The following is a 16,054-nucleotide window of genomic DNA, read 5'->3' on the forward strand; positions in this document are numbered from 1 at the left end:
TCTACTCGGCCTGAATGAAGCCCCATGCTGCAGAACATTCCCACCCACGTGATTGCCGGGCCTTTGGGCGCCGGCAAGACCAGCCTGATCAAACACCTGCTGGCCCAACGCCCGGCCAACGAGCGCTGGGCCGTGTTGATCAATGAGTTCGGGCAAATCGGCCTGGACGCCGCATTACTCACCCAGGACGACGACGGCATTGCCCTGGGCGAAGTGGCCGGTGGCTGCTTGTGCTGTGTAAATGGTGCACCGTTCCAGGTAGGGCTTGGCCGCCTGCTGCGTAAGGCCAAGCCGGATCGGCTGTTTATCGAGCCCTCGGGCCTGGGCCACCCGGCGCAATTGCTCAAACAGTTGCGCGAGGCGCCATGGCAGGGCGTGCTCGCAGTTCAGCCCTGTGTGTTGGTATTGGACGCCCAAGCGTTGGCAGCGGGCAAAGCATTGCCGCAGGCACAGCAGGAAGCGCTGGCCAGCGCCGGTTTGCTGGTACTGAACAAAGATGAAGCGTTGGATGGCTCACAGCGCCAGGCCATAAAACAGCAACTCCCTGCTTGCCCGATTTACTGGACCCGCCAGGCGCAATTGCCCCTGACGCAATTGCCCGGTCTGAATACACAGGCTGGCGCAGCGGTGGATAACTTCGACGTGCCCAAAGGCCTGGCACAGATGCCGGCGATCTGGACGGAGCCTGCGTTGCCCATTTGCTTGAGCCAGGCCCAGGAAGGTGGCTGGAGTATCGGTTGGCGCTGGCATCCGAGCCAGTCGTTCGACATTGCGCGCCTGCACAGCTGGCTGTCAGGCCTTGATTGGCGCCGTGCCAAGCTGGTTATCCACAGCGGCGCTACCTGGGTATCGGCTAACGCTGTGGATAATAGTCCACTCATCTGGCAACCCAGCGAATGGCGCCGCGATTCACGTATCGAATTGATTTTCAGCCAGCCACAGGACGTGGCTGGGCTACAGAGCGCGCTGGCCGCCTGCCGTCAGTGACGGGTCTTGCTGGCGTGGTCCTGGCGCCATTGGCTCAGCTCGATGACTTCGGCACTGGGCAGCGGCGTTTTGATTTCGAACGGGTAGGGCGCCAATTCGATCTGCGCGCTGTGGGCGCCGAACTGAGTGATAGTCCCAGGATGACGGGCTTCGCCGGTCACAGTGAACTCAAAGTTATAAATGCGCGCCAAGCGGCGCCGACCATTGGCATCTTTCACAAAACCGATGCGTTTGAGCGCCACTGCACCGTCGAGCAGTTCGATATCGAGCTTGGCGCAATGCTGCTTGACCCGCTCCAGCGCCTTTTCGCGCAGGCCGTGGTTGTGCCATACCCAGGCGGCACCGGTCGCCAACAGCATCAATACGAAGATGTTTCCCAGGGTCAGCATGCGATGAACTCCAACAAAGTGAGAGCAGCTTAACTGTGTCGTTGGTCTGTCGTACAGGCTGCGTTTAGTCGCATACTGCGCGGCCAGAATTCTAACGGCTTTACGGAAATCTCCCGCATGAAACGCACACCTCATCTGCTTGCGATCCAGTCTCATGTGGTCTTTGGCCACGCCGGAAACAGCGCCGCCGTGTTCCCCATGCAGCGGGTCGGGGTGAACGTCTGGCCGCTGAACACCGTGCAGTTCTCCAATCACACTCAGTATGGCCAGTGGGCGGGCGAAGTGCTGGCGCCGCAGCAAATTCCGGCGCTGGTAGAAGGCATAGCCGCGATTGGCGAGCTGGGTAACTGCGACGCGGTGCTGTCCGGCTACTTGGGCAGTGCCGATCAGGGCCGCGCGATTTTGACCGGCGTGGCACGTATCAAGGCCATTAACCCTAAAGCCCTGTACCTGTGCGACCCCGTCATGGGCCATCCGGAAAAGGGCTGCATCGTGCCTCAGGAAGTGAGCGATTTCCTGCTGGACGAGGCGGCGGCCATGGCGGATTTCCTGTGCCCCAACCAACTGGAGCTGGATAGCTTTGCCGGGCGCAAGCCGCAATCGCTGTTCGATTGCCTGGCGATGGCCAAGGCGCTGCTGGCCCGTGGGCCGAAGGCGGTATTGGTCAAACACCTGGATTATCCGGGCAAGCTGCCGGAGGGTTTCGAAATGCTGCTGGTCACAGCAGAAGGCAGCTGGCACTTGCGCCGGCCGTTGCTGGCGTTTCCGCGTCAGCCGGTGGGCGTGGGCGACCTGACGTCGGGGTTGTTCCTGGCGCGTGTGCTGTTGGGCGACAGCCTGCTGACGGCCTTCGAATTCACCGCCGCAGCGGTGCATGAAGTGCTGCTGGAAACCCAGGCCTGCGCCAGTTACGAACTGGAGCTGGTGCGGGCTCAGGATCGTATCGCGCATCCGCGTGTGCGCTTTGAAGCAACACCCATCGGCCTGTAGGCACACAAAACCCCAATGTGGGAGCTGGCTTGCCTGCGATAGCGGTGTGTCAGGCGACAAAGATGTCGACTGTCAGGCCCTCATCGCAGGCAAGCCCGCTCCCACATTTGACCCGGTTTACAATTCCAGACTTACGGCCCGTCGGCCTTGATTTCCTGGTAACGCTTCTCCAGCTCCTGACGGATCTGCCGACGCTGCTGCGCCTGTACAAACCGGCGCTTGTCTTCGCTGTTCTGCGGCTGCAGCGGCGGTACGGCGGCGGGTTTGCGCTGGTCGTCCACGGCCACCATGGTGAAGAAGCAGCTGTTGGTATGGCGCACCGAGCGCTCGCGGATGTTTTCGGTCACCACCTTGATGCCCACTTCCATCGACGTGTTGCCGGTGTAGTTGACCGACGCCAGGAAGGTCACCAGCTCGCCGACATGAATCGGCTCGCGAAAAATCACCTGGTCGACCGACAGCGTGACCACATAACGGCCCGCGTAACGGCTCGCGCAGGCGTAGGCCACTTCGTCGAGGTACTTGAGCAGGGTGCCGCCGTGCACATTGCCTGAGAAGTTGGCCATGTCAGGGGTCATCAATACCGTCATCGACAGCTGGGCGTTTCCGGGTTCCATAGCACACTCACGGGTTGTAGGCATTGGTTGGGGGACACCTCTACGGGTGCTGGAATCTTTACAGCGCTCTCCCTAACGGGACGCCGATGGGCGGCTTGCCGTCACGCGAACGCCGATCTGTTTCCATATATTGCACCGGCTTTCTGCCGGAAGTCGCGGTGTTAACCTTCAAAAGCCCATCTCAGGGCATTTCTTACGATCAAGGCAGACTTTTCCTTCCGCGCTTCGCGACTGTCCAAGGGCGCCTGCGGAAGTGGGAAAAGCGCCAGTACCCTCAAGGAGCCCCTCGCCATGCACGCCATCAGCTTTATCCAGGACTTGGCCGTGATCATGTTGGTGGCAGGGGTTGTCACCATCCTGTTTCACCGCCTCAAGCAGCCGGTGGTGCTGGGGTATATCGTCGCCGGGTTCATCATCGGTCCTCACACGCCACCGTTCGGCCTGATCCACGACGAAGACACCATCAAGACCCTGGCTGAGCTCGGAGTGATCTTCCTGATGTTTTGCCTGGGCCTGGAGTTCAGCCTGCGCAAGTTGTTCAAGGTCGGCGCCACGGCGTTTATCGCGGCCTTCCTGGAAATCATCCTGATGATCTGGATCGGCTACGAGATCGGTCGCTGGTTCGACTGGAACACCATGGATTCGCTGTTCCTCGGCGCGATCCTGGCGATTTCTTCGACCACCATCATCGTCAAGGCACTCAATGACCTGAAGATGAAGAACCAGCGTTTTGCCCAGCTGATTTTTGGTGTGCTGATCGTCGAGGACATCCTGGGCATCGGCATCATTGCCCTGCTGTCGAGCATCGCCGTCAGCGGCACGGTGAGTTCCGGCGAGGTGTTCTCCACGGTCGGCAAGCTGTCGCTGTTCATGATTGTGGCGTTGGTGATCGGCATTTTGCTGGTGCCGCGCCTGCTGGCCTATGTGGCCAGGTTTGAAAGTAACGAGATGCTGCTGATTACCGTGTTGGGCCTGTGTTTCGGCTTCTGCCTGCTGGTGGTCAAGCTCGAATACAGCATGGTGCTGGGCGCGTTCCTGATCGGCGCGATCATGGCCGAATCCCGCCAGTTGATTAAAATTGAGCGCCTGATCGAGCCGGTTCGCGACATGTTCAGCGCGATCTTCTTTGTCGCCATCGGCTTGATGATCGACCCGCAGATCCTGCTGCAGTACGCCTGGCCAATCGCGGTGATTACCGTGGCGGTAGTGCTGGGCAAGATGCTGTCCTGCGGCCTCGGGGCGTTTATTGCCGGCAATGATGGCCGCACCTCACTGCGCGTGGGCATGGGGCTGTCACAGATTGGCGAGTTCTCCTTCATCATCGCAGCGCTGGGGATGACCTTGCAGGTGACCAGCGACTTTCTCTATCCGGTGGCGGTGGCGGTTTCGGCGATTACCACACTGCTCACGCCGTACCTGATTCGTGGCGCTGACCCGTTGTCGTTGAAGATTGCCGCGGTAATGCCCAAGCGCATGAGCCGGGTGTTCGGTCTGTATGGCGAATGGTTGCGCAGTATCCAGCCTCAAGGTGAGGGCGCGATGCTGGCGTCGATGATTCGCAAGATCATCCTGCAAGTGGGCGTGAACCTGGCATTGGTGATCGCGATCTTCTTTGCCGGCGGCTTCTTCGCGGCGCGCATTGGCGGGTATCTGGAAGGCTGGGTCAATGATCCGAGCTGGCAGAAGGCATTGATCTGGGGTGGGGCGTTGCTGCTGTCGCTGCCGTTTCTGATTGCGGCGTACCGCAAGCTCAAGGCGCTGTCGATGTTGCTGGCGGAGATGAGTGTGAAACCGGAGATGGCCGGGCGGCATACCCAGCGTGTGCGACGGGTGATCGCCGAGGTGATCCCGGTCCTGTCGCTGCTGGTGATCTTCCTGCTATTGGCAGCCTTGTCGGCGAGTATTTTGCCGACCAACAAGCTGCTGGTGCTGATTGCCGTGGTCACGGCGGCGGTGGCGGCGGTGCTCTGGCGGTGGTTCATCCGCGTGCATACGCGGATGCAGGTCGCCTTGCTGGAGACCCTGGATAACCACAAAGATACGCCGGAGCACTAGAGGTCTGGCGGAGCTCAGCTTTCCAGCCAGACGTCCCGCGCCCAGTGCCACACCGATTCCCAGGTTTCTTCGGTGACCAGTTCTTCTTCGCCGGACCACAGCACCACGGTGCCGTCTTCTTCGACGCAGTAGTAGTCGTCGCCGTCCTGGCAGATCGGGATCATGCTGCGGTCAACACCGGCGTCCCAGGCGTTGGCGGCAACGTCCGGCAGGTAGGTGTGGGACTGTGGGTCGGTGACGGTCACCGGTTCCAGGCTGCCGTACACCACATCGCTGACGGTCAACAGGAATTCACGGAAGACAAACGGGATGTCGATGAACAGTTGTTCCTCGATTTCCACAATCTGATCTTCGTCAGGCAGCTCCAGAGGAACCGGGACCGGTTCGTTGGCTTCACGCAATTGTTCGATGATTTCTTCCACGGCCGGGATCCTCTTGCTAGTTGGCGCGGTTAATAGGGCGTTTTATACAGTAGCTCGCTATAAGTGCAACCGCGAAATAGAAAACCCCGGAACATGTCCGGGGTTTTTATTACCAAGTGCTCAAGCGTGCGGTTATCAGCCGTTCTGGCGGATACCGGCGACCAGCCAAGGCTGGTTCTCGCCTTGCGGGCGTTCCATGTTCCAGCTTTCGCTGAACACTTCGCCCTGGTCGAAGCGCGAGGTCTTCGACACACCGCTGAAGGTCAGGGTGGCGATGGTCTTGTCGGCGCGATCATCCACACCGTCCAACTGCACGCGCAGGTCGTCGATGTAAGTCGACTGGAACGCATCGCCGATTTCGGCGCGTTCGCGCTTGAGGAACTCCAGCAGTTGCGGGGTCACGAACTCGGCGATCTTGTCCATTTCGTTGGCGTCCCAGTGCTGCTGCAGGGACTGGAAGTGGCTGCGGGCCGCTTCGACGAAACGCTCTTCGTTGAACCAGGCCGGTGCATTGATCACCGGACGGGCGGCGGCAGGTGCTGCCGAACCACCGAAGATCGAGCCCATGGCGGGTTTTTGCTCGAACGCTTCACGCTGCATCGGCGCGCCGGCGGGAGCCAGGTGCTCCTGCTGCTTGCGTCGACGGGCGGCGATAAAGCGGAAGATCACAAAGGCGATGACCGCCAGGATCAGGATGTCGAAGATCTGCATGCCCTGGAAGCCGCCGCCCATGAACATGGAAGCGAGCAGGCCACCGGCGGCGATACCGGCCAGAGGGCCTAACCAGCGCGAAGCACCGCCGGCCTTGGCAGCAGCGCCAGCGGCACCGGCTGCACCAGCGGTCGCCGCTGCGCCGCCCATGCCACCTGCGGATGGAGCCATTTGGCTGGTCTGGTGAGTCGGAGCCGAGCCCATGCTTTTGCCGCCACCGAAGCGCTTGGCGTTGGCGTCGAGGCTCATCGTCAGGCCGATGCACAACGCCATGGCGATGCTAAGAAAACGTTTCATAAAGGGAATTCCCATTTGTGGATTGCACGCGCGCCATGTTGCACAGGTGTCGTGACAGTGGCTAGCGACATAATGTTTCGGGCTTTTGCGTAAGACCGATTCAGAATGGCCTGTAGGACTTATCTCAGATATTGGCCCGCGCTGCTTAAAAACAAGGGCACCACCGCAGATCGTTCCCACGCTCTGCGTGGGAACGCCGCCTGCGACGCTCCGCGTCCCGCTTTGAAGGTGTGACGCAGAGCGTTACTTGATGCATTCCCACGCGGAGCGTGGGAACGATCATGAATGCAGGGAAGATGTATCAGATTGCTTCGAGCTTCGCGTAACCCATCATCAGCCACTTGCTGCCTTCGGCGAAGTTCACCTGCACCCGTGCCTGGGCGCCGGCGCCTTCGAAGTTAAGGATTACACCTTCACCGAAGATCGCATGCTTGACCTGCTGGCCAAGGCTGAACGGGGTTTCCGGTATCTCGGAACCCGCGAACATGCTGCTGGAGTTCTGCTGCTGGCCGCCGCCGAACGGTCGGCTGACGCTGTTGGACAAGCGCACTTCCTGGATCAGACCTTTCGGCACTTCACGTACGAAGCGCGACACCTTGTTGTAGGTTTCGCTGCCGTACAGGCGTCGGGTCTCGGCGTAGGTCATCACCAGGTTCTGCATCGCGCGGGTGATGCCCACGTAGGCCAGGCGGCGTTCTTCCTCAAGGCGGCCGGGCTCTTCCAGGCTCATCTTGTGCGGGAACAGACCTTCTTCCATGCCCACCAGGAACACATACGGAAATTCCAGGCCCTTGGCACTGTGCAAGGTCATCAGCTGGATGCTGTCTTCATGCTCATCAGCCTGGGTATCACCGGCTTCGAGCGACGCATGGCCGAGGAAGGCGGCGAGCGGCGTCAGCTCTTCATCTTCCTCGGTGTTTTCGAAGGCGCGGGCAGCGCTGACCAGTTCCTCAAGGTTTTCTACCCGGGCCTGGCCTTTTTCGCCTTTTTCCGCTTCGTGATAGGCGATCAGGCCGGACTGCTCGATGACGGTCTGGGTCATCAAGTGCAGCGGCATTTCTGCGCACTTGGCCGCCAGGTTCTCGATCAACTCGACAAACACACCCAACGCCCCGGCAGCACGCCCGGTCAGGCCCTTGTTGGCGATCAGCAGGCGCATGGATTCCCACATCGACACATCGGCGTGGCGGGCGTGGTCGCGAATCGCTTCAACGGTTTTCTCACCGATGCCACGCGCCGGGATATTGATCACGCGCTCCAGCGCCGCATCGTTGCCACGGCCTTCCAGCAAGCGCAGGTAAGCCATGGCGTTCTTGATTTCGGCACGCTCGAAGAAGCGCTGGCCGCCATAGATGCGGTACGGAATGCGCTCGCGCAGCAAGGCTTCTTCCAGTACCCGCGACTGGGCGTTGGAGCGGTACAGAATCGCGATATCACTGCGCGCCAGGCCGGTTTTCAACGCGCTTTCGATGGTTTCCACCACGTAGCGCGCTTCGTCGTGTTCATTGAACGCGGCGTACAGGTTGATCGCTTCGCCTTCGCCGCCGTCGGTCCACAGTTCTTTGCCCATGCGCCCGGTGTTGTTGGCGATCAAGGCGTTGGCGGCCTTGAGGATGCCGGCGGTGGAGCGATAGTTCTGTTCCAGACGGATGGTGACCGCGTCCGGGAAGTCGTCGGAATACTGGTAGATGTTCTCGATTTTCGCGCCGCGCCAGCCGTAGATCGACTGGTCGTCGTCGCCTACGACCATCAGGCTGTCGCCGCCTTTGGCCAGCAGGCGCAACCAGGCGTACTGCACGGCGTTGGTGTCCTGGAACTCGTCCACCAGAATGTGCCGGAAGCGTTTCTGGTAATGGGCCAGCAAGCCTGGGTTGTCGCGCCACAGGTCGAGGGCGCGCAGCAGCAGCTCGGAGAAGTCGATCACGCCGGCGCGCACGCAGGCGGCCTCGTAGGCTTCATAAATGCTGCGCATGGTGGCCAGGAACAAATCGCCGCTGGCCTGGATATGTTGCGGGCGCAGGCCTTCGTCTTTCTGGCCGTTGATAAACCATTGCGCCTGACGCGCCGGCCAGCGTTGCTCGTCCAGGCCCAGCTCGCGGATCACCCGCTTGACCAGGCGTTGCTGGTCATCGCTGTCGAGAATCTGGAAGGTCTGGGCCAGGCCTGCTTCCTGCCAGTGCGCCCGCAACAGACGATGCGCCAGGCCGTGGAAGGTGCCTACCCACATGCCGGCCGGGCTGATGCCCATCAACTGTTCGATGCGATGGCGCATCTCGGCAGCAGCCTTGTTGGTAAAGGTCACCGACAAGATGGAATGCGGGGACGCGTTCTCGACCTGGATCAACCAGGCGATACGGTGCACCAGCACTCGGGTTTTACCGGAGCCAGCACCGGCCAGGACCAACTGACGGCCAACGGGGGCTGCGACAGCCTGGCGTTGGGCATCGTTGAGAGAGTTCAGCAAAAGGGAGAGATCATCGCGCATCGGCGCATTCTAGGGTGCTGCGGGGAGTCGGGCAAATCCCAATGCCGGGTGGTCGATACAAAACATTCCGGGCGATCCTGGCCGCGCAAACATTCTGCTGGCGGTGATGACCGGTTGGTCATGGCCCACAGCCCGCGCACTGTCTAGCTCAAGCGCTTTGGCCGCGAAGTTTGCGGGTAAAAACCGTGGGGATTTTATGACTTGGAGCAGTTTGGCCCAAGCGTTTGCTTGTGTATGCTCCGTCCACGTTTCGGGCTCACCATTATAAGAACACTGCCTATGACCCTCAGTCCCGACCTGTTTGGCCCCTCGGTGGCGCCCGCGCAGGTCATCCGTAAACATTACGCAACCGAGATGGCGGTCGAACGCACTCGCCTGTTGTATCAAGGCTCCTTGCTGCCGACGTTATTGATGCTGGTCAACGGCCTGGTCTGCGCCTGGTTGCTGTGGAACCCCAAGCAATACCTGTTGGACAGCATCTGGCTGGTCTGGCTGCTCGCCCTGGTGGCCCTGCGTGTGATCCAGGTAGCGGCGTTCGATTCGGCGATGCCCAGCCGCCAGGCCCTGCCGATCTGGCGGCGCATGTTCATGCTCGGCTCGGCGGTCAGTGGCTTGACCCTGGCCACCGCCGCCATCGCCCTGGTGCCGGCGGACAGCTTTATGCAGCAGGCCTGGGTGTTCGGCCTGATCGGCGCCGCGACGCTGTCGGCCAGCGTGGCCTATGCCGTGAGTTTGCCGGCGTTCCTGTCCTTTGCCGTGCCGTGTCTGGTGCCGGCGATTGTCTATCTGTTCTGGAACGGCACTGCGCAGCAACAAGGCTGGGGCGTGCTTGGCCTGATCCTGCTGGCCTCGTTGAGCCTGGTGGCCTGGCAGGTCAACCGCCTGATCCAGCGCGGCTTGTTGCGACGTTTTCAGAACCAGGCGCTGATCGAGCATCTTCAGCAGGCGCAGCAACGCAGCGAGCAGTTGAATCAGGAACTGGTGCGCGAAGTCGGCCAACGTCGCCAGGCCGAACAGGAATTACGCGACGCCCAAATCGGCCTGCAAGACCGCGTGACGCAACGCAGCCAGGAGCTGGACGCCGCCAGCCTGGCCCTGAATAAAAGTGAAGCGCGCCTGGCCATGGCCCTGCAAGCCAGTGAGTTGGGCCTGTGGGACTGGAACCTGCAAACCGACGAGGTGCATCACACTCAGCTCAAAGAGTTGTTCGGCCTGGAGCCCGAGTACGTCACGGCGATGCTCAGCCACCTCAAGCCGCGCCTGCACCCCGAAGACCTGCCGCTGCTCAAGCGCGCGCTGGTGGAGCATCTCAAGGGGCGCAGCGAGGATTACCAGGTGGAATACCGCGTGCGCCATGGCGACGGCCATTGGGTGTGGATTGAAGACCGTGGCCGCGCCGTGGAGCGCACGCCCGGCGGCCGCGTTACGCGCATGCTCGGCACGCGCCGCGACATCAGCGCCGACAAGGCCCTGGAGGAGCAGCAACGCCTGGCCTCGACGGTGTTCGAAGCGGCCAGCGAAGGCATCGTAATTCTGGACCCCGAGTACGTGCTGATCGCCGTCAACCAGGCCTTCAGCCGTGTCACCGGCTTTGAAATCGACGACATGATCGGCCGCAATGTTGTCGAACTGCCCAGCAGCCGCGACGCCCGCCGCCACTTCCCGGTGATCCGCCAGGCCCTGCTCAGCCATGGCACCTGGCAGGGCGAGTTGGTGGAAACGCGCAAGAACGGCGAGCTGTACCCGCAGTGGCTGCAATTGAATGTAGTGCGCGATGCTCGGGGAAAAGTGAGCCATATTGTGGGCTTCTTCGCCGATTTGTCGGCGCGGCGTGAATCCGAGGAGCGCATGCGCTACCTCACTCACTATGACGAGCTGACGGGCCTGGCCAACCGTTCGCTGTTTCGCGAACGCCTGCGTGAGGCGCATGCGCGGGTGCGGCAGGGCGGGCGCAGCCTGGCGCTGCTGCATATCAACCTGGACCGCTTCAAGCTGCTCAACGACAGCCTCGGCCATGAAGTCGCCGACCAACTGTTGCAGAAAATGGCCCGCCGTCTGATCAATGCCTTGCCCGAAGCCGACACCATCGCACGCCTGTCCGGTGATGAGTTTGCCGTGCTGTTCGATGCTTACGGCAGCCTGTCGAGCCTGGCACGGGTGGCCACGCGGCTGCTCGCCAAGTTGCGGGTGCCGGTGACGGTGGAGGGGCATGAGCTGGTGGTCAGCGCCTCAATGGGCGTCAGCTTGCTGCCGGACAATGCGCGGGAAATTTCTGCGCTGGTCAGCCAATCCAACATGGCCATGCAGCACGCCAAGCATTTGGGCGGCAACAATTTCCAGTTCTACACCGACAGCCTGCAAGCCAGCACGCTGGAGCGTTTGCAGCTGGAAAACCACCTGCGCAAGGCTATCGACGAGCGCCAGCTCACGGTGTTCTACCAACCGAAACTGTGCCTGGCCACGGGCAAGCTGAACGCCGCCGAGGCGCTGGTGCGTTGGGAGCACCCGCAGTGGGGCATGGTGCCGCCGGGGGACTTTATCGGTTTGGCCGAGGAAACCGGCCTGATCGTGCCGCTGGGCGAATTCGTGCTGCGCCAGGCTTGCTGGCAGGCGTGCGAGTGGCAGCGCCAGGGGCTGGCGCCGATCCGCGTGTCGGTAAACCTTTCCGTGCACCAACTGCGCCAGGGCAAGTTGGTCAGCCTGGTGCGCCAAGTGCTCGAAGAAACCGGCCTGGACCCGCAATACCTGGAGCTGGAGCTGACCGAAAGCCAATTGCTCGACAGCGTTGAGCACATCATTGCGACCTTCCAGCAATTGCGCGATTTGGGCGTGAAGTTGGCCATCGATGACTTCGGCACCGGGTATTCGTCCCTCAGCTACCTCAAGCGCATCCCCGTGGATTACGTGAAGATCGACCAGACGTTTATCCGTGGGCTTGGCCAGGGCCGGGAAGATGCGGCCATCACTCGTGCAATCATCGCCATGGCCCACGGGCTGGCGCTCAAGGTGGTGGCCGAAGGTGTGGAAGACCAGCAGCAGCTGGATTTCCTGCGCGGCGAACGCTGCGATGAAGTACAGGGTTACTTGATCAGCCGGCCGATGGCCGCTGAAGGGTTGGCAGATTTATTACGAAAAAATGCAGACGTTCCTTAAAGACCGCCACGCCGCCCCTGTGGCTACAAGGCGGCTGCCCGCTGATTCAAAGGGCATCAGGGCGATTTAGTGATGCATCGGGCGGGCAAAACGGTAATTCTTGTAGTATAACTACAAGCTTGCTACATCCCTGGCGTCTGCCAATAACAAGAGTCCTGCCCTTTGAACCTGTTGCAACATATCGCCCAGTCGCGCCACCTGTTACGCAAATCGGAACTCAAGGTTGCCGATCACGTGCTGCTTGACCCTGCGGCCGTGATGCACAGTTCCATGGCCGACCTGGCCCACAGCGTGGGCATCAGTGAGCCGACCATCGTGCGCTTTTGCCGTGCCATCGGTTGTTCCGGGTTCCAGGACTTGAAACTCAAGCTGGCGCAAAGCCTGGCGGCCGGTGCGAGCTTCGGGCAGTTTGCGATCCATGAAGACGACTCCGTCGCCGACTACAGCCTGAAAATCTTCGACACCACCTTGCACACGCTGATGGAAGTGCGCGAGAAACTCGATCCGGTTGAGCTGCAAAAGGCCGTGACCGCCATGTCCCAGGCCCAGCGCGTAGAGTTTTATGGTTTTGGTGCTTCGGGTGCCGTCGCCGCTGATGCCCAGCACAAATTCTTCCGCCTGCTGCTCACCGCTGCGGCCTATAGCGACCCGCACATGCAGGCGATGTCGGCGGTGACCTTGAAGCCGACCGACGTAGCCATCTGCATTTCCCAGTCCGGGCGCTCCAAAGACCTGCTGATCACCGCCAACCTGGTGCGTGAAAGCGGCGCTTCGTTGATCACTCTGTGCCCGAGCCAGACGCCGTTGGCGGAGCTGTCCACGGTCAACCTGGCGATCGACGTGCACGAAGACACCGAGATCTACACGCCGCTGACCTCGCGTATCGCCCACCTGGTGGTGATCGACGTGCTGGCGATGGGCGTGGCCATGGCGCGCGGGCCGAGCCTGGTCAACCACCTCAAGAGCGTGAAGCGCAGCTTGCGCAGCCTGCGGTTGTCGCCCAAGTCCGTCAAAGCCCTCGACGATTAGTGGGTTTGATCGCTCCCACGCTCTGCGTGGGAGCGTCTCTTGCGACGCTCTGCGTCGCGGGACGCGGAGCGTCCAAGGCTGCATTCCCACGCAGAGCGTGGGAACGATCAGTTCAGAAGATTCATCGTCCTGTAACCCTCGCGCCGCCAAAACGTCATCCCTTGCCCCCATTCTGTACTCCCCGTACTCGCATTGGGAGACTCGAAATGGCCCGGCACTACGAAGACAGCAGCACCGTCAAAACCCGTCGTCAGCAAGAAGACCAGCGCCGCATGGCGTTCCGTCGCGCAATCGAAGACCGCTGTGAGGAGCGCCAACTGCTCCAGAGCATCAGTGACTACCCGGAACTCCACTGGCAGGCACCCGCGGCTGCCCAGCGAAGCGCTCAGCCAGCGCGCTGATCTGTACGCGTTCGCTGCGGATAAAGCCCAGGAACGCATGGGCCACCGGTGACAGGCGTTTGGCTTTGGCCTGCACCAGGCACCAACTGCGGTACAGCGGCAGTTCTTCCACCGGCAGCTCCTTGAGCCCGCCGGTGGCCAGCTCCAGGTTGACTGCGTGGCGCGTCAGCAATGCCACGCCCAACCCTGCGCTGACGCATTCGCGCTGCGCCTCGGCCGAGGCTACTTCCACCGTCTGGGTGAAGTGCACGCGTTTTTCCTTGAAGTACTCCTCGCAGGCCAGCCGCGTGCCGGAGCCTGGTTCGCGGATGAGCAGCGTGTAGGGTTCCAGGTCTTGAAGGCGCAGCGGCCCTTTCAGGCTCAGCGGGTGGTCGAGCGGTGCCACGGCGACAATCGGGTTGTTCAGGAACGGCAGGAATTCCAGGCCCATGTCCTGAGGCACCATGGACATGATCACCAAGTCATCACGGTTGTCCGAAAGCCTGCGAATCACCTGGGTGCGGTTAACCACCGTGAGGTGCAACTGCACCTCCGGGTGCTGGCGTTTAAAGGCTGCGAACAGGTGCGGCACGAAGTACTTGGCGCTGGATTCCACCGCCAGTTTCAGTTGGCCTTGCAGTGAGCCCTGCATGTCCGACAGCTGCATATCGAGGTTTTCCAGGCGCCCGAAAATATCCCGGCTGGCGCGCTGCAAGGCCTCGGCGGCTTCAGTCATGTAGAGCTTTTTGCCGACGTAATCGAACAGCGGCTGGCCGATCAGCTCTTCAAGCTGGCGAATTTGCAGGCTTACGGCGGGTTGGGTGAGAGACATTTCCTCGGCTGCGCGGCTGTAGGACCGTAAATCACACACTTCATTGAAAATCTGCAATTGACGCAATGTCATACGCATCAATGACTTACGCATTATTTAAATCCTCTCGCCCTGGGCCGCTCGGCCAACTATAAGTCTTTACTTATACACAACCCAATAATTATTGATTTTTGTTAATCCTTCGGTGCGCATAGTGTGTGTCTCGCGACTGTCATGAAACATTTGGTCACGCGCCGACTCGGATCCAACGGGTCGTAGAACGCAGCAATCGGCTCAAGGGAATTTCCAAGTGATAAAAAAGATCCTGATCGCCAACCGTGGTGAAATTGCCGTACGAATCGTGCGTGCCTGCGCCGAGATGGGCATTCGCTCGGTCGCGGTTTACTCGGACGCCGACCGCCACGCGTTGCACGTTAAACGTGCCGACGAAGCCCACAGCATTGGTGCCGAACCGCTGGCCGGTTACCTGAACCCGCGCAAGCTGGTGAACCTGGCCGTGGAAACCGGTTGTGACGCCTTGCACCCAGGCTATGGTTTCCTGTCGGAAAACGCCGAATTGGCAGATATCTGCGCCGAGCGCGGGATCAAGTTCATCGGCCCGTCGGCCGAAGTGATCCGCCGCATGGGCGACAAGACCGAAGCGCGCCGTAGCATGATCAAGGCCGGTGTGCCGGTCACGCCGGGCACCGAAGGCAACGTCGCCGATATCGCCGAAGCCCTCACCGAAGGCGACCGCATTGGTTACCCGGTGATGCTCAAGGCTACCTCCGGTGGTGGCGGCCGCGGTATCCGTCGCTGCAACAGCCGCGAAGAACTTGAACAAGCCTTCCCTCGTGTTATTTCCGAGGCCACCAAGGCGTTCGGTTCGGCGGAAGTGTTCCTGGAAAAATGCATCGTCAATCCCAAGCACATCGAGGCGCAGATCCTCGGTGACAGCTTTGGCAATGTGGTGCATCTGTTCGAGCGCGATTGCTCGATCCAACGGCGTAACCAGAAGCTGATTGAAATTGCTCCCAGCCCGCAACTGACCCCGGAACAGCGCGCCTACATCGGTGACCTGTCGGTGCGCGCCGCCAAGGCGGTGGGTTACGAGAACGCCGGCACCGTGGAGTTCCTGCTCGCCGAGGGCGAGGTGTACTTCATGGAGATGAACACCCGCGTGCAGGTAGAGCACACCATCACCGAAGAAATCACCGGCATCGACATCGTGCGGGAGCAGATCCGCATCGCATCGGGGCTGCCGCTGTCGGTGAAACAGGAAGACATTCAGCACCGTGGTTTCGCGTTGCAGTTCCGCATCAACGCCGAAGACCCGAAGAACAACTTCCTGCCAAGTTTCGGCAAGATCACCCGTTACTACGCGCCCGGCGGTCCCGGCGTGCGCACCGACACGGCGATCTACACCGGCTACACCATCCCGCCGTTCTACGATTCCATGTGCCTGAAACTGGTGGTGTGGGCGTTGACCTGGGAAGAAGCCATGGACCGCGGCCTGCGTGCCCTGGACGACATGCGCCTGCAAGGCGTGAAGACCACGGCCGCCTACTACCAGGAAATCCTGCGCAACCCGGAATTCCGCAGCGGCCAGTTCAACACCAGTTTCGTGGAAAGCCACCCTGAGCTGACCAACTACTCGATCAAGCGCAAACCCGAAGAGCTGGCCCTGGCCATCGCCGCCGCCATCGCCGCCCACGCAGGCCTGTGAGG

13 protein-coding genes are annotated in these 16,054 nt (G+C 61.0%); 7 read left to right on the forward strand and 6 right to left on the reverse strand.

The features are described 5' to 3' along the window. The first annotated feature begins 24 nt into the window (after positions 1-24). Positions 25-987, forward strand: coding sequence for a GTP-binding protein (locus AOA59_RS15630; protein WP_099488209.1), 963 nt, complete (start codon positions 25-27; stop codon positions 985-987). Here AOA59_RS15630 and AOA59_RS15635 read toward each other — a convergent pair. Then, the gene (locus AOA59_RS15635) at positions 981-1,376 is read right to left on the reverse strand and encodes a DUF3301 domain-containing protein (RefSeq protein ID WP_058421086.1); all 396 of its coding nucleotides are present in this window, start codon (positions 1,374-1,376) and stop codon (positions 981-983) included. The two genes, AOA59_RS15630 and AOA59_RS15635, sit on opposite strands and share 7 nt — an antisense overlap. A 117-nt stretch (positions 1,377-1,493) precedes the next feature. On the opposite strand from AOA59_RS15635, the gene pdxY reads away from it, so the two are divergent. Next, on the forward strand, positions 1,494-2,366 hold the full coding sequence (pdxY, locus tag AOA59_RS15640; protein ID WP_099488211.1) for a pyridoxal kinase PdxY: 873 nt from the start codon (positions 1,494-1,496) through the stop codon (positions 2,364-2,366). 131 nt (positions 2,367-2,497) lie between these two features. On the opposite strand, the gene AOA59_RS15645 is transcribed toward pdxY, so the two are convergent. Next, positions 2,498-2,983 carry an acyl-CoA thioesterase gene (locus AOA59_RS15645; RefSeq protein ID WP_003213461.1) on the reverse strand — a complete coding sequence of 162 codons (486 nt, stop codon included), beginning with the start codon at positions 2,981-2,983 and terminating at the stop codon, positions 2,498-2,500. A gap of 291 nt (positions 2,984-3,274) precedes the next feature. On the opposite strand from AOA59_RS15645, the gene AOA59_RS15650 reads away from it, so the two are divergent. Next, positions 3,275-5,038 carry a cation:proton antiporter gene (locus AOA59_RS15650; RefSeq protein WP_099488213.1) on the forward strand — a complete coding sequence of 588 codons (1,764 nt, stop codon included), beginning with the start codon at positions 3,275-3,277 and terminating at the stop codon, positions 5,036-5,038. 14 nt (positions 5,039-5,052) lie between these two features. Here AOA59_RS15650 and AOA59_RS15655 read toward each other — a convergent pair whose 3' ends face one another. From AOA59_RS15655 to uvrD, 3 genes are all read right to left on the reverse strand, one after another. Beyond that, positions 5,053-5,460, reverse strand: coding sequence for an SMI1/KNR4 family protein (locus AOA59_RS15655; protein ID WP_017135771.1), 408 nt, complete (start codon positions 5,458-5,460; stop codon positions 5,053-5,055). Positions 5,461-5,595: 135 nt separating this feature from the next. Continuing rightward, positions 5,596-6,468 (reverse strand): Tim44 domain-containing protein, encoded by an 873-nt coding sequence (locus tag AOA59_RS15660; RefSeq protein ID WP_099488215.1) that lies wholly within the window; start codon positions 6,466-6,468, stop codon positions 5,596-5,598. A gap of 301 nt (positions 6,469-6,769) precedes the next feature. Beyond that, complete coding sequence (gene uvrD, locus AOA59_RS15665) at positions 6,770-8,953, reverse strand: DNA helicase II (RefSeq protein ID WP_099488217.1); 2,184 nt, start codon at positions 8,951-8,953, stop codon at positions 6,770-6,772. A gap of 279 nt (positions 8,954-9,232) precedes the next feature. Here uvrD and AOA59_RS15670 point away from each other — a divergent pair, with 279 nt between their 5' ends. From AOA59_RS15670 to AOA59_RS33145, 3 genes are all read left to right on the forward strand, one after another. Then, positions 9,233-12,106 (forward strand): bifunctional diguanylate cyclase/phosphodiesterase, encoded by a 2,874-nt coding sequence (locus AOA59_RS15670; protein WP_099488219.1) that lies wholly within the window; start codon positions 9,233-9,235, stop codon positions 12,104-12,106. Between the two features lie 162 nt (positions 12,107-12,268). Continuing rightward, positions 12,269-13,135 carry a transcriptional regulator HexR gene (gene hexR, locus AOA59_RS15675; protein ID WP_003177007.1) on the forward strand — a complete coding sequence of 289 codons (867 nt, stop codon included), beginning with the start codon at positions 12,269-12,271 and terminating at the stop codon, positions 13,133-13,135. Between the two features lie 206 nt (positions 13,136-13,341). Next, on the forward strand, positions 13,342-13,536 hold the full coding sequence (locus tag AOA59_RS33145; protein ID WP_074854535.1) for a PA3496 family putative envelope integrity protein: 195 nt from the start codon (positions 13,342-13,344) through the stop codon (positions 13,534-13,536). Here AOA59_RS33145 and AOA59_RS15685 read toward each other — a convergent pair. After that, positions 13,466-14,440 carry a LysR family transcriptional regulator gene (locus AOA59_RS15685; protein WP_065932057.1) on the reverse strand — a complete coding sequence of 325 codons (975 nt, stop codon included), beginning with the start codon at positions 14,438-14,440 and terminating at the stop codon, positions 13,466-13,468. The genes AOA59_RS33145 and AOA59_RS15685 overlap by 71 nt on opposite strands. 196 nt (positions 14,441-14,636) lie before the next feature. On the opposite strand from AOA59_RS15685, the gene AOA59_RS15690 reads away from it, so the two are divergent. Further along, the gene (locus AOA59_RS15690; protein ID WP_003213442.1) at positions 14,637-16,052 is read left to right on the forward strand and encodes an acetyl-CoA carboxylase biotin carboxylase subunit; all 1,416 of its coding nucleotides are present in this window, start codon (positions 14,637-14,639) and stop codon (positions 16,050-16,052) included. Positions 16,053-16,054: the final 2 nt, after the last annotated feature.

Source organism: Pseudomonas sp. 2822-15 (assembly GCF_002742515.1).
Lineage (GTDB): Bacteria > Pseudomonadota > Gammaproteobacteria > Pseudomonadales > Pseudomonadaceae > Aquipseudomonas > Aquipseudomonas salomonii.

Coding starts and splice junctions, on each gene's coding strand:
- AOA59_RS15630 (WP_099488209.1), top strand. CDS start 25: ATGCTGCAGAACATTCCCACCCACGTGATTGCCGGGCCTTTGGGCGCC.
- AOA59_RS15635 (WP_058421086.1), bottom strand. CDS start 1,376: ATGCTGACCCTGGGAAACATCTTCGTATTGATGCTGTTGGCGACCGGT.
- pdxY (WP_099488211.1), top strand. CDS start 1,494: ATGAAACGCACACCTCATCTGCTTGCGATCCAGTCTCATGTGGTCTTT.
- AOA59_RS15645 (WP_003213461.1), bottom strand. CDS start 2,983: ATGGAACCCGGAAACGCCCAGCTGTCGATGACGGTATTGATGACCCCT.
- AOA59_RS15650 (WP_099488213.1), top strand. CDS start 3,275: ATGCACGCCATCAGCTTTATCCAGGACTTGGCCGTGATCATGTTGGTG.
- AOA59_RS15660 (WP_099488215.1), bottom strand. CDS start 6,468: ATGAAACGTTTTCTTAGCATCGCCATGGCGTTGTGCATCGGCCTGACG.
- uvrD (WP_099488217.1), bottom strand. CDS start 8,953: ATGCGCGATGATCTCTCCCTTTTGCTGAACTCTCTCAACGATGCCCAA.
- AOA59_RS15670 (WP_099488219.1), top strand. CDS start 9,233: ATGACCCTCAGTCCCGACCTGTTTGGCCCCTCGGTGGCGCCCGCGCAG.
- AOA59_RS33145 (WP_074854535.1), top strand. CDS start 13,342: ATGGCCCGGCACTACGAAGACAGCAGCACCGTCAAAACCCGTCGTCAG.
- AOA59_RS15685 (WP_065932057.1), bottom strand. CDS start 14,440: ATGCGTAAGTCATTGATGCGTATGACATTGCGTCAATTGCAGATTTTC.